Consider the following 13,281-nt stretch of genomic DNA (forward strand, 5'->3'; position numbering starts at 1 on the left):
AATTACGGGTATTTGACTAAAATTCCTAATTCTGCATTCCTAATCTGCATTCCTACTCTTCTATTCCTACTCTTCTATTCCAAATCTGGCCCCTTATGGTGCGGACTTTCCTACTCGACGCCCACAGGGATTTGTGATCGTTCCGTTACATTGAAGGTGATTCTGAATTCCGTTCCATGTGCTCGTATAATCTCGATTTTTCCACCCAGCTGGTCAACAAGAGTGTTTACTAATTTCATTCCGAGGGATTCGAAACTTGCCAGTTCCACGCCTTCAGGAATTCCTATTCCGTTATCTGAAATTATCAGGCTGAAAAGGGATCTGTTTACTTCATTACACATTTTTTCTTTTTGAAGCTGGATTCGAATTTCTCCTACTTTTTCGGGAAATGCGTGTTTGAAAGCATTGGAAACTAGCTCGTTAACGATTATACCCAGCGGGACTGCGATATCCATGTTAAACGATGTATTTTCTTCCAGATTCATGTACATGCGGATATTTTTACTACTCAGGCTATATGTCTGGAAAAGTTTTTCAGATAGCTTTCGAAGGTATGCAGAAAAGTCCAGTGCATCGGTTCCCTCCCCTTTATAGAGTTCTTCGTGAATCAGGGACATTGAAACTACACGGTTCTGACTTTCCCTGAAAGCTTCAAGTACCTCTTTATCCCTGAACTTTTCAGCCTGAAGGTCCAGCAGGGAAGAGATTACCTGAAGGTTATTTTTTATTCTGTGGTGAATTTCTTTTATTCGGATTCTCTCCATTTTTTCCAGGGCTTCTTCAGTCTTCTTACGCTCAGTAATATCCTGAACCGTTCCTTTCATCAGAATTGGGTTATTTTCCTCATCGAATACTACTTCACCCTGTGCATGAACTACTCGCTCGTCACCATTATCTGAGATGATCCGATAATCACTGTCACAGGACCCTTCGTTTAAAGCTCTCTTAATGGAATTTTCAAGGTAATCTCGATCATCGGGATGAATATAATTAAGAATTTTATCATAATCTAAGCCGGATTCTTGTGGTTCAAGCCCAAAAATACGATACATTTCATCAGACCAGTGCGATCTATTGGTTACGAGATCCCAATCCCAATTTCCTATATGAGCCATTTTTTGAGCTTCGGAAAGCCTTCCTTCGTTTTCCTTTAAGGCCTTATAAGCCTCTTCAAGCTCAACAGTACGTGCTTTGACTTTTTCTTCCAAACATTCGTGTGCTTTTTTCAGAGCTTCCTCTGCTCTTTTGCGTTCTGTGATGTCACGAGCGACATGCACGCATCCCATAATTTTTCCATCCGGATCATATAATGGCGAAACACTTAATAAGAAATCGCCGCCCAGAAGTTCTTCGTGAACTTCTGTTATGCGCTCAAGTCCATCTTTAAGTAATTGCTTATGCGGACAAAAAGAGGGAGGTTCATCTGTCCCATGCATAACACGATGACATGTCAATCCTGCACATTCTTCCTGTGTCACTCCCAGCCTTGCTGCCATGGCTCTGTTCGCACGAACAATCCTGCATTCATTGTCAATTATGGCTACGAGATCTGGTACGGCATCAAATGTCCGTTCCCAGTCTTTTGCTGCCTGAAAAACTGCTTTTTCTGCTCTTCTTCTCCCGGAATTTTCTATCCGGTCCCATCGTTCTTCTCTTTTGATCAAAGAGAACTGGTGGTTAAAGGCGATGTCAAGAATTTCGGTTGCGTTGCACATCTCAAGATGATATGAACACAGAGATATCATCTGATGTTTTTCAATAACAGAATCTACCTTATTCTCATAATTAACAAAATCGGTCCAGCCTTCTTTTTCCAGCCAGCAGGCGTCCCCCGTTACCCGGAGTCCTTCATAACCGCTTTCCAGAGCCTGATTTAGTTTTTCTTTCAATCCGTTTACAGCTCTTTCCGAATCGAAAACACCTTCATTTATGTATCCGTGGATGTAAGGAAAAATGTCTATCTGTCCTTTCTTCAGATAAATTTCAAAATCAGGAACAGCTCTTCTAAGGGCTTCTTTTGCCTCTTCTACTTCCAGGGGTTGTGACGTGATCCAGATGCAATTTTCATTATTCTCAAGCCCTGCTTTGAAATAAGGAACAAGTATCTCCATCAAGTCTTCTTTTGTCTGGTAAAATTGGCAAAAGTGCGTCCCCCAGGGCACATTTCCAATTATCTCAATACCAGAATTTCTCAGTTTTCCTTCCATTTTTCCCTTCTCCAGCTAACGAAAATAAATTCAAAACTTTCCGTTTAATCAACGTAAGCATGTTATTTCTGAGTTTTATGAAATTAAAACTATTCTAAGGTTTTTGTCATTTTAATCTGCGTATTCCTTCATTACTTCTTCGGATTTTTCCTTACCCATGCCGGTTCGTGGCTGTATTCCAGTTTACATTGACATTAATCTTTGATCCTGTTGCTGAAGTCTAAAATTATTTTTCTTTATATTACTTTAAAAAGATAAAGAAACAAAAAAAGCCACATATCCAGCCATTCCGTGGTTTTCGGTTGCTATACCCGTTATTCCTTGAAATCCTAAGAATCCTAAAAATCGAGACTTTTTATTATTTTCTGGTTTTTCGTTTTCCCTCTATATCGTGCAAAACAATAAAATTTTAATTATATTGATATATTTTTTCTATTTATGGGAAAAGGAAACATTGCAATAGATAAATCAATGATAAAAACAATAGTTGACGGCAAAATAATAATTCCTTTGCCAAAAGTTTTGGTTGAAAATCGATACTATCCTATGTTCTCTATATTCTCCCCTACTCAGTGTGATAGTTGTGGAAGTAAATTACATGTTAACTCTCATCACACTCGTTTTATTATATCACGTTACGGCACTATATCTCTCAATGTTACATACTGGCTTTGTCCCACTTGTAAGAAACATTATCATGATCAGGTTATTGGTGTTCAGGGTTCTGCAAATTACAGTTCTGAATATTATGATACACAAATAAATGTCAGATACGATGGACGATGCAGTCTGCACAATTCTCGGCGAATTGGGGAAACATATACAGAAGGAGTAATAAATGTCTGTGGAAGAGCTCCTTGTCCCACTTCATTGTGGTTATATGAACAGAAACTAGCAAAACTTTCAAAGCAAGAACTTTTGAACCAAGGAGTTAGCTTTGAAGAAACATTGTATGTTGATGGGAATTGGATCAAGAATGGATGGAAAAAAAAGCTTGAAGAATTTATTGGAACGAAACTCACAAAGAAAGAATGGAAAAAAATGCGATATAAATCTGTTTACGTTGTTGCTACCAAAGAGAAGGTCATTTTAGATTTTGAAGTAACTGAGAGGTTACCAACAATTGAGGCTCTGATGCCTCTTTTTATACGAATAAAGAACCGATTTCCTGAAGATAAAATCAAAAAGATTGTTTCTGATGAGGATAAAGCGATCATTGGAGCCGTAAAAATGGTCTTTCCTGAAGTGACTCATTCTTTTTGTGTGTTTCATCAATTAAAAAACGTTAGTAAGAGGTATTATGAGGAATTCAGTTCTATTGAAGAGATTCCAGATAACGATAAGATTACCTACAATGAGATATCTCAATTGATACTTTCTGATACGGTTATCAGTGCTGTTGCGCATATTCAGAAGATACGAGAATTTAACTCTGATCTTGAACTTTCTGAAGCGTCTCATAAAGCGATTTCTTATGCCGAAGAGATTTTCAGCAAGAATGTGAGCTTCTTGAAAAAAGGTTTTACACCTGAGACAGATAATACAATGGAACAAATATTTTCTTTGATATGTGATATAGTAGACAAAGTAAGGTCATTCAAAACCGATAATGGACTAACTAATTTTTGTTACAATCTATTTACTTTTTTCAACAAACGGTGTTTCAGCACTGGAAAATGGAAAGGTTTCTCACCTTTAATGAGAGCAAGATTCCAATATGGATAATGCTAGAATTGGAGAATAATTAGTTCTTAAACTTGATGGCTTATAGCTGTAGCTGTCGGAAATTCCCACAAAAATAGTTCCACAATTTGGAAAATTTTGGTGAATGCTTGTGTAAATGAATCAACATTTTTAAATGAGTTAATTGATTTGCTCAAATTGGGATGAAATTTTGTGGTTGTCTTGAAATTGAAGAAAAACCAGAAAAAATTAAAAAGACTCTAAAAATCCGAGATAACCTAAATTCCTTTTGTTTTGTATAATGAAAATAATATTAATTAATATTTGAAATTTCCTAAAAATGAATATATATTATTCGTTTATATACGAACTTTCTTTATTCTTACTCGCTTCAAAAGCATCTTTATTTTCCAGGCTCTCAATATACGAAGATCTTTGTAGAGTAAGGTTCCTCACTGTACACCAATCCTCACTGTACAGAGATCTTCACAACACACCCTCTCCTTTTTTATTCTTATTTTTTTGTCTGCCAATTAGAGAGTACAAAAAGTTTTTAGAGAAAAGATGGAACTGAATATTGTTAGATATAATATGAAAACAAAATAATGTATGGTTCTGCAAATAACTCTTCGTCAACAGGAGAATATCTTCTGAGGTGTAAAATGACCAGGGGCATGATATATATTTATACTGGGGAAGGGGAAGGAAAGACCACGAATGCCCTTGGGTTGGCTCTCAGAGCGGTAGGTCACGGGTACAGGGCCATAATTATCCAGTTCATGAAAGGTAGAAAATACATCGGAGAATACAGGGTAAAGGATAGGCTGGCTCCGGAATATGAGATTCATCAGTTCGGGAGGGAAGAATTTATAGACTTTAAGAATCCTATGCCCTTGGATTATGAACTGGCGGCAAAAGGGCTCGAATTTGCAAAAAAAGCTCTCAAGAGAAAGCCAAGACTTTTGATACTGGACGAGATAAATCTTGCAGCTCATTTCGGAATTGTGAAGACCGAAGATATCCTGAAATTGCTGGAGGATATACCGGAAGAGACAACAGTCGTCCTGACAGGAAGAAGGGCTCCAGGAAAACTGATCGAAAGAGCGGACCTTGTTACTGAAATGAAGTTTGTGAAGCATCCATTTGAGAAAAACGTTCCTGCAAGGAAAGGGATTGAATATTAATTTCCGGACCAATTTCTAAAAAATTTTAAAATTCATTGTCTATGTGTTTTCCGTTTGTGTATATTTTTCTGTGTATATATTCAAAAATGATGTGAGAAAATGGCTGTACAGGAGAACTTATTGTTAGGAGCTAAGGCTTCAAAGAATGCTACTCTTACTCTGGTTTTTCTTTCAATTTTAAAAGGCGTCGTCGGCTTTTATTCCGGAAGCGCATCTCTGATCGCAGATGCTATCCACACGTCCCTGGATATTTTCACATCACTTGCTGTCTGGATAGGGCTCAAGCTCAGCATGAGGGGCAGTGAAGAAAAATTCCCCTATGGCTACTACAAAGCAGACAACCTTGTTTCACTTTTTGTTTCTATTATAATCCTCTTTTCCGGAGTCGAACTTGTACGTGAGGCGCTGCTGAACATCGCAAGTCCTGTTGAGATTAAACTGCAGGGAATCGCACTTGGTACAGCTGTATTTTCAGTAATAGCAATGTATGCACTATCTCAATACAAATTCAAAGTCGGCAAACAGATAGATTCTCAGGCTTTGATTGCCGATGCCCTCCACTCCTATACAGACGTTTTCAGTTCCCTGATAGTTGCTATTACAATTATCGGTTCACTCTTAGGCGTGTTATGGCTCGATAGTGCCGGAGTACTGGTCATCTCTTTAATGATATTCAAGCTTGGAATCGGTATGGCAAAGGACTCAATACTGACACTGATGGACGCATGGCTGGATAAAGATTCGATTGAAAGAATCAGGCAGAATGTGGGTAGTATTCAGGGCGTGAAAACTGTTGATGAAATCAGACTTCGAAAATCCGGTCTTGTAGTATTCGGGGAAATCGAGATCGAAATAGAGGGCGATGCCAGCCTTAAAAGAGTAGAAATGCTTTTCGAGGAAATAGAAAAGACGGTGAAAAACGAGGTAAAGAACCTGGAACATCTGGTTGTCAATGTAAAGCCCGAAAAGATATCGGTAATGAAGATTGCAGTTCCTGTCCTGATGCAGGAAGGTTTGCATTCAAAAGTCTCCCGGCATTTTAGCAAAGCTCCTTATTTTATTTTTATCGAACTTGAAAATAATGATATAATAAGCTGGGATGTCAGTGAGAACCCTGCCGCAGGCCTGGAGAAGAAAAAAGGTCTTAAAGCGGCAGAATTTCTGAAGGATCAGGGTGTCAATGTTTTGATCGCGGGTGAAATCGGAGAAGCCCCTTTCCACACTCTCCGCGATAATTTTGTAAAGCTGCTCCAGATGCCGGAAGAAATTGAAGATGTTGAACAAGTTGTGAAGAAGGTTTCGGAATTGAATACGCTTACAGCCCCTACGGAATAAAATAACCCCAGGGTTAGTAAATTCTTCAGAATAATAAATATGGATACTTTTTCTCTTCCATTCCGACCACCTGCACTCTTCATGCCCTTCAAAAATAGAAACATAAGACTGTTTGTTACTGGGAAAGCGTGAAGCAGCTGAGAAGTTCATGTATATCAAGTGCTTTTTACCTGAGATATTATGAAGTTAACTGTTTTTGCGGGAACTGCTGGAAGAGACACTTAATTCTAATACTCCGAGCTCCAAATTACCTTTATGTCTAGGCGGCTCGTAGATTTAACATTCAGGGAATTGATGAATGCATCTACTCTTTTTGAAAAGGGGAAATATGAAAAGGCCCTTGAGAAACTTAATAAAGCTGAAAAACTGGCGGAAGAGGCAAAAAGTTCGGACCTTTTGTGCCGTACCCTGCTCCACAAAGGAGAGGTTATGGATGCCATGGATAAGCCAGGCGAAGCGCTGATGCTGTATGAAAAAGCTCTGGGAATTTCGTCAAATCTTTTTTTAAATGAACCCCAGGATTCCTCCTATCAGATATATCTTTATAATTCCATTGGTCTTATTGGGAAAAATCTTGAAGATAGAGATAGTTTTTCGGCAGCGGAGAAGTCTTATGAACGTACAAATAAATATTTTGATGGGATGACACAATTCCATAATTTAGTGATTTCTCATTTTTTTCCATCCTTTAAACTTCAATTTCTCTGCTAACTTCCTAAATAAACTGTAATATAACCCTTGAGAAACAATTTTTTTGGCGTTTCTGCCAAAGAATTCTTTTACTTCTGTAATTTTTCACTGAACCTATTGACTAAAATCGACACGCTCCGCTATGTCATTCTGAACTACTCTCTCAAAAATAGATATTACTAAAGCTTAAATGGAGAAAATAATCTGAACAATTCCATAAATGACTTTTGTGGTTTCTTAAGTAAATTTAATCTTCTCATCTGAGTAAGTTTAATCCGATTTTCAATTCCTTTGTCAGTTCTAAACTTCTTCTTGTTATCCGTTTTTAGACTTTTTGAATAATAGCTTTCGATAGGGTTATTTGTCGCTGGCGCTCCTGGAAGATAATGGAACAAAGTAAGATTTAACCAGTGTTTATTGATCATCCACAATCGTTTTTGAACCTTTTCATCATATGTTCTTATATTTTCCATTAATTTATCAAAGTTATATTTTGCTTTTTCAAGACTATTACGTGGAAGATTTTCCTTTTTTCTTCTGATTTCAAGCTTTAATTTATGTCTATACTGGCAAAATTCCTTTTTTGCTTTTTTAATCCATTCTTGATGCTTTTCTTTGTTATTAATTACGTTGAGTTCTTCAGATTGAAGTTTTTGCAGAAATTTAATCTCATTCTCTCTATTATAAAATATACTTAATAACCTGTACTTCAAAAGTTCCTGTTCTATCGTTGTGTTCTTTGGAAAATCATTAACAATAAGCTTATTTAAATGCATCAAACAATATTGATGGACTAACTTATCCCTAAAAATTTCCTTTAATATATCAGGGTATCTCTTATCAAAATCCGTAACGATAAACACTGGCTCTGATGCATCAAGATTTTTCTTTAGAAATTTCTTGATGGTTTCTGGACTCTTATCTTTGAAAAGTTCATCTGCTATCGTTCTTTGAGCTTTTGCATCCAGTAAAGTTAAACGGTATTTCTGACATCTTCCTTCTTTTGGATGTTGTTCGTCATAATGCACCATATGTATATTTTCTGAATATGGAATAGTTTCCTGTTCCATTTCTTTGTAGAATGCTCTAAAAATCGTGCTTCTTGATCTTGGATATATGAAATCCATTAGATCAGAAATTCCATCATATGAAACGTTATGGTATCTGAGTAACTGGAAAAAATCATTGAATGTATCAAAAAGTAAAGTCTTCATATCTTCCCAAAAACTATAATCTTCTTCGTGTGTACTACCACAGTTTGAGCATTTATACCGACCAATGTTGATTTCCCCAAGACCGTCTTTGGTATGGGGATTATAGCCATTATGAACCATTGGAGTATTACAAATTGAACAGACGGGAGGAATTTTTCTACGAAAAATTCCTCGTGTAGTATATTCATAATCGTTTCCAAAACAACCAAAAACGTCTAAGAGAGCATGGAGCTCAGAAAAGTTATTAAGTGTAAGATTTATAGTCACCATTGCTTCTGCCGTAACATCATTACATAATTATAGGATTATAATTTTGTGTAGTGATGTTACACTTACTTTTATCACTAGATTTTGGGACTGAGTCGATGGGATACTTGATGCATATAATAAACTGATTGCGGAGCAGCCTGAAAATCCTGAGTATTTGTTGAATTATTTAAAAACCTTGAAAAATTTTGGGGCTTATTTTTTAATTATCGGTCAACCTGAAAAGCAAATTCCGCTTACCAACAGTACCCTGGAAACTTTCAAGAAAATATTAATTCTCCAGCCCGAGAATCAGAAAATTTTAGAACAACTTGATTTATTCGTGAAGAAGCTTGGAGAAGAATATCTGGAAAATGGGCTTTTTGAAGATGCGAAAAAAGTCTATGACCAGTTACAGGAAATTTACAGGACTCTTCTTGAAAAAGATCCTGATAACGAGCTTGTACTTCATTATCTTATTTTCTCCTATGGGTACTTAGGAGACCTCCATTCGAAACAGGGGTACCCTGAAAAAATGGAAGAAATTTACCTGCAGGCTCTTTCAATAGTAGAAGACAACTTACGCAAAAACCCTGAGGACGTTGCATTTCTCGTTAACAGAGGTAAAATTTACGAGGAAATCGGGATCGATTATTCTGAATCAGGAGACCCCGAAAAAGCAAACTCGTTTTATGAAAAAGCGCTCGCAAACTTTGAAAATATGAAAGGGAAATACCTGGATGACCCGGATTATCAGTTTAAACTTATAGAAACTTTTGGCAACCTTGGGAAACTTTTTGCAAAAATAAAGAGCATCGAGAAAGCAAAACAATGCTATATGCATGAAATTGAAATTTATGATTCCCTCTTCGAAAATGATCCCGAGGATGAAGACCTCAAAATGGAGATTATCGACACCTTAATGGAGATAGGGAACCTCTATGCTGAAGCAGGAGATACGGAGCCGGCAAAAGAATACTATGAGAAGGCGATTGAGGGATACGAAATGCTGCTTTCCGAAAACCCGGAGTCAACTGATTTTGAGATTGGTATTTCGGACGTCCTTACCGCTCTTGGGGACATGTTTGCAAAAGTGGGGCGCGAAGATATGGAACCCGAAGAGGAAGCCGAAGATGCAGAACTTGAAATTGCTCGGGAATACTACGAAAAAGCCCTCAAACTAAACGAAAAAGAATTTGGACGATATCCTGACGATTTAACATGCCAGGATGAGCTTGTCAGGACGCTGGGCAGAATTGGAGATTCATTTGCAGCTCAGGAAAGGTACATAGATGTGATTCCATTTTACCGGCGCATTATCGAGATCAAGGAACAGGCAGTAAAAGATAATCCCGATGAATGGATCTATATAATGACTCTTACTAATTACCTGTATCAGCTAGGGTATTTTTATGGAAAAATTGGAGAAACGGAACTGGAAAAGGAACAATATTCAAAGGCTGCTGAACTTTTCTCCAGAGTATTGCACGATGAAAAACTCTCGCTTCCAGTGAAACAAATCCTGGCTACTGATGTTCAGTTCCATGGGATAAACCTGCTTAATTCCAGAAAATTTGACAGTGCGAAAGAAGCCCTGGACACTACCCTTAAGTTTTTTGAAAGCCAGTATGAAAAAGACCCGGAAGAGCCGGAAAACTATCCTTTCATCTGTGAAGCCCTCTTCCAGAGCGGAAGGCTGCAACAAGCCCTGGAACACTTTGAAGAAGCGGCTAAAATCTTTGATTTGATGCTCTCAATAGTGGAAAAATTGATTGAATCAGATCCCGAAAATCCCGAAGCAAGGGAAAAAGCAGGAATCAGTTATACCGACGCCGGAGAAGTGTATTCTCTTATCGGAGAGTATGAAAAGTCAGAGCAGGCTTTTGAAAGATCCCTGGAAATAAATATAGCTCTCCTTGATGAAGAGCCGGAGAATCCCATATATAAGATAAACCAGGCGGAAACATTTGAGAAATATGCAAAGTTACTCTCAAAACTGGGCAGAAGTGAGGAAGCAGAGGATTACAACAAAAAATCCGAGGAAATACACAGGAAACTGGCTGAAGAGGACTTAGGTGAAATGGATAAAGATGAATAAAAATGATATTTTAAACTTAGTGCCTATCCGAAAAGTCGGTAATGCGATCGAAAAGTTACAGCAGGTCTATAATAGCAGGGCATCCTCTTCGGTTTTGCATATTGCTAATGGTAAGTTACAATAGGTCATAACACTTTTCGGATAGGCTCTTAGTGCCTATCCGAAAAGTCGGTAATGCGATCGAAAAGTTACAGCAGGTCTATAATAGCAGGGCGTCCTCTTCGGTTTTGCATATTGCTAATGGTAAGTTACAGTAGGTCACAACACTTTTCGGATAGGCTCTTAGGTGAATGGATAAAGATGAATAAAAATGATATTTTAAAAACCATGTAGACCTGTGATGTTATGCACATAATTTAGGGTTAACAGTAGATATTATACAATTTTTGGGAGTTAAATGTTTTGGTGGTGAGTTGAATAAACAGGATTAAGCCTTATTTTCCGATTACTGTGAATAACGATTAAGCGTGTGGAAGGTTTTAATAGGCTGAAATATTTAAGAAATCATGTTTTATCCGCTTGTTCAGCTAAAAACTCCCCGTGACATGCATAAGGTTTGCACCAACAGCCTAATACTTTGCCCTTGAGTCTTGATATTGTCATGTGAGCTTCAAACACAAACGTTACCATTTATGCATGTCCCAATAGGATTACCTCAAATGGAGAAGGTAGCGTATACGCAATTCGTGGTATAGCTTCTTGTCGCACCTGCGGAAAGTCACATATATTCAATCAGCGCAAATATTATCATGAAGACCATAACCAAGCTCAGGATTCTTTATCCAATATGGACTGTTATAAGCATATTCTCATTGCTATACGCACCGACACTCACTAACGAATCTACATTTTTCAAACTTGGTCAATTAGGTCAGATAATTGTACAACTGTTCCAGATAGCGGTTGCATTATTGCTGTATGAATTTTTCGAGAAGACCGATAAGGTACAGGCATCGATGATTGTCATATTCGGTCTCTTAGGAGTACCTCTCGCATTGATGGGAATACTCATTCCTGAAGCATCACACTTAGCAGAGGTGTTCTGGGGACTGTGGCTTATACCCATTGGTACGCTAGTTATCAGATCAAGAATGTTCCCAAAATGGGTGGGATATTTTTTATATCTAGGATCTTTAGGATATTTAGGGGGAACAATCTCATTTTTCCTTATAGGATTTGTGCCAGCTTACGTTGAGGCCTTCACAATGGGTGAGCTTATTTGGGTGCTATGGATAACCATCATAGGTGCTAAAGAAATTCAGAAGTGACTGTGAATGGAGCTTGGGGAGAAATATTCCTGGATCATGTAATAGCTGCTGCAGTACTTGACCGTATACTCCATCATTGCACTACGATTAACATAAAAGGAGGGAGCTATAGGCTAAAAGAAAGGAAGAAACAGGGAATAAAAACTGTAATTCCATACACTTAATTCTACAGAAGTTCTTGAAAAATTGAGCAAACTTTATATCAAAAGGTGGGGAATTTTAAACCGCCCGAAGTGGGGAAAAGTAAACCGCAGTTGACACCGTATCCGCTTCTCTGGGAACAGGGATTTTTAATGCCGTTAGCCCTAAGTTTTTCCAAAGATATTCATGCGAATAATTGTCGAATCTTAATCAAATACATCATCCAACGGTATATAATCATCTGCTTTTTTCTTTTCCGGATCATTTTCTCTGATGCCTTAGCTACCTTTTCAGGTTTCAGGGTCATGAAAGCAGGAGCTCTTATATTATTGTCTTTGTTATCCTGAAATGATGTTGCCATTGACCCAGGGAGTAATAGTCCTACCTTGATGTTGCAGGGTCTCAACTCCTCACGCAAACCTTCGGTAAAGCCTGCCAAAGCAAATTTGGTTGCAGCGTAAACACTGTTCTCTGCCAGTGATATTTTGCTAAAAAGAGACCCGACATTCAGGATATATCCACAATCGCTCTTTTTGATCAAAGGAAGTAACGCTTTTGTACAATAATAAGCTCCGAAGAAATTGACTTCGAAATGCTTTCTCATTTCCTGATTCGACAGTTTTTCAGAGACTTCATAGGTTCCAAATCCTGCATTGTTGATAAGGACATCAACACATGTAAAATTGTTCTCTATTATTGATCTCATCCGAAGCACCTCCTTTTCGGAAGAAATGTCACATTGGATGATGCAGGGTGCATGAGCTGTCAGTGTTTCTATTTCCGTTTGTACCTTCCGTAAAAGTGATTCGGTACGGGCTATCAGAATAACATTTGCGTTCTTCCGGCTCAGGTGCAGTGCAAGTTCCCTTCCAAGACCCTTAGAAGCACCGGTTATCACGATGTTCTTTCCATCAATTTTCATGTAATTCTCCTGATAGCATATCGTTGGATTTTGGATTCAATTTGTCGGGCATAGATCATTATCCCGATAAAGCCGGCTGTTGAAGCCCCGACGAATCCTCCCACGCCGTGTCCTATAACATTAGAGATAATGGTTTCCGGGAAAGGGATAACATAGTAGTTCAATGCGGCTGTGATTAATCCGCTTACAATTCCTCCCACGGAGGCTATCTTCAGAGCTTCACTAACAATGTCTTTCATGTTCATTTTACCCACATTGCCTTTCATGTTCATTTCACTTACATTGTCTTTCAT

Annotated in this window: 11 protein-coding genes and 1 pseudogene; 7 read left to right on the top strand and 5 right to left on the bottom strand. The window is 38.0% G+C overall.

The window, feature by feature from the left end; translation table 11 throughout:
• Positions 1–110 precede the first annotated feature (110 nt).
• Positions 111–2,207: an MEDS domain-containing protein gene (locus MA_RS10815; RefSeq protein WP_011022072.1), complete on the bottom strand. Its 2,097-nt coding sequence runs from the start codon at positions 2,205–2,207 to the stop codon at positions 111–113.
• Positions 2,208–2,645: 438 nt separating this feature from the next.
• Between MA_RS10815 and MA_RS10820 the strand changes: the two genes are divergently transcribed.
• From MA_RS10820 to MA_RS10835, 4 genes are all read left to right on the top strand, one after another.
• On the top strand, positions 2,646–3,932 hold the full coding sequence (locus MA_RS10820; protein ID WP_011022073.1) for a transposase: 1,287 nt from the start codon (positions 2,646–2,648) through the stop codon (positions 3,930–3,932).
• A gap of 620 nt (positions 3,933–4,552) precedes the next feature.
• On the top strand, positions 4,553–5,074 hold the full coding sequence (locus MA_RS10825; protein ID WP_048065298.1) for a cob(I)yrinic acid a,c-diamide adenosyltransferase: 522 nt from the start codon (positions 4,553–4,555) through the stop codon (positions 5,072–5,074).
• 120 nt (positions 5,075–5,194) lie between these two features.
• Entirely contained in the window at positions 5,195–6,409 is a 1,215-nt protein-coding gene (locus tag MA_RS10830) for a cation diffusion facilitator family transporter (RefSeq protein WP_226990823.1), read from the top strand.
• Positions 6,410–6,703: 294 nt separating this feature from the next.
• Positions 6,704–7,120 (top strand): tetratricopeptide repeat protein, encoded by a 417-nt coding sequence (locus MA_RS10835; protein ID WP_048065299.1) that lies wholly within the window; start codon positions 6,704–6,706, stop codon positions 7,118–7,120.
• 158 nt (positions 7,121–7,278) lie between these two features.
• Here the strand turns inward: MA_RS10835 and MA_RS10840 are convergent, their stop codons facing one another.
• On the bottom strand, positions 7,279–8,583 hold the full coding sequence (locus MA_RS10840) for an ISNCY-like element ISMac19 family transposase (protein WP_011020207.1): 1,305 nt from the start codon (positions 8,581–8,583) through the stop codon (positions 7,279–7,281).
• Positions 8,584–8,902: 319 nt separating this feature from the next.
• On the opposite strand from MA_RS10840, the gene MA_RS10845 reads away from it, so the two are divergent.
• Positions 8,903–10,657: a tetratricopeptide repeat protein gene (locus MA_RS10845; RefSeq protein WP_226990824.1), complete on the top strand. Its 1,755-nt coding sequence runs from the start codon at positions 8,903–8,905 to the stop codon at positions 10,655–10,657.
• A gap of 504 nt (positions 10,658–11,161) precedes the next feature.
• Here the strand turns inward: MA_RS10845 and MA_RS29785 are convergent.
• The gene (locus tag MA_RS29785) at positions 11,162–11,287 is read right to left on the bottom strand and encodes a DUF4326 domain-containing protein (RefSeq protein WP_083755910.1); all 126 of its coding nucleotides are present in this window, start codon (positions 11,285–11,287) and stop codon (positions 11,162–11,164) included.
• Positions 11,288–11,406: 119 nt separating this feature from the next.
• On the opposite strand from MA_RS29785, the gene MA_RS10850 reads away from it, so the two are divergent.
• A complete protein-coding gene (locus tag MA_RS10850) occupies positions 11,407–11,925 on the top strand; it encodes a DUF4386 domain-containing protein (protein WP_011022078.1) in 519 nt (172 codons plus the stop codon).
• An 8-nt stretch (positions 11,926–11,933) separates the two neighbouring features.
• Positions 11,934–12,089: pseudogene (locus tag MA_RS25470) on the top strand (ATP-binding protein); the annotation flags it as partial.
• A 161-nt stretch (positions 12,090–12,250) separates the two neighbouring features.
• Here MA_RS25470 and MA_RS10860 read toward each other — a convergent pair.
• Complete coding sequence (locus MA_RS10860; protein ID WP_011022080.1) at positions 12,251–12,988, bottom strand: SDR family NAD(P)-dependent oxidoreductase; 738 nt, start codon at positions 12,986–12,988, stop codon at positions 12,251–12,253.
• Positions 12,985–13,281, bottom strand: a complete 297-nt coding sequence (locus MA_RS10865; protein ID WP_048065300.1) for a hypothetical protein — start codon at positions 13,279–13,281, stop codon at positions 12,985–12,987. Before MA_RS10865 ends, MA_RS10860 begins: the two co-directional genes overlap by 4 nt.

The sequence above is a fragment of the Methanosarcina acetivorans C2A genome, from assembly GCF_000007345.1.
GTDB classification, from domain to species: Archaea; Halobacteriota; Methanosarcinia; order Methanosarcinales; family Methanosarcinaceae; genus Methanosarcina; species Methanosarcina acetivorans.

Coding starts and splice junctions, on each gene's coding strand:
- MA_RS10815 (WP_011022072.1), bottom strand. CDS start 2,207: ATGGAAGGAAAACTGAGAAATTCTGGTATTGAGATAATTGGAAATGTG.
- MA_RS10820 (WP_011022073.1), top strand. CDS start 2,646: ATGGGAAAAGGAAACATTGCAATAGATAAATCAATGATAAAAACAATA.
- MA_RS10825 (WP_048065298.1), top strand. CDS start 4,553: ATGACCAGGGGCATGATATATATTTATACTGGGGAAGGGGAAGGAAAG.
- MA_RS10835 (WP_048065299.1), top strand. CDS start 6,704: ATGAATGCATCTACTCTTTTTGAAAAGGGGAAATATGAAAAGGCCCTT.
- MA_RS10840 (WP_011020207.1), bottom strand. CDS start 8,583: ATGGTGACTATAAATCTTACACTTAATAACTTTTCTGAGCTCCATGCT.
- MA_RS29785 (WP_083755910.1), bottom strand. CDS start 11,287: ATGGTAACGTTTGTGTTTGAAGCTCACATGACAATATCAAGACTCAAG.
- MA_RS10850 (WP_011022078.1), top strand. CDS start 11,407: ATGAAGACCATAACCAAGCTCAGGATTCTTTATCCAATATGGACTGTT.
- MA_RS10860 (WP_011022080.1), bottom strand. CDS start 12,988: ATGAAAATTGATGGAAAGAACATCGTGATAACCGGTGCTTCTAAGGGT.
- MA_RS10865 (WP_048065300.1), bottom strand. CDS start 13,281: ATGAAAGACAATGTAAGTGAAATGAACATGAAAGGCAATGTGGGTAAA.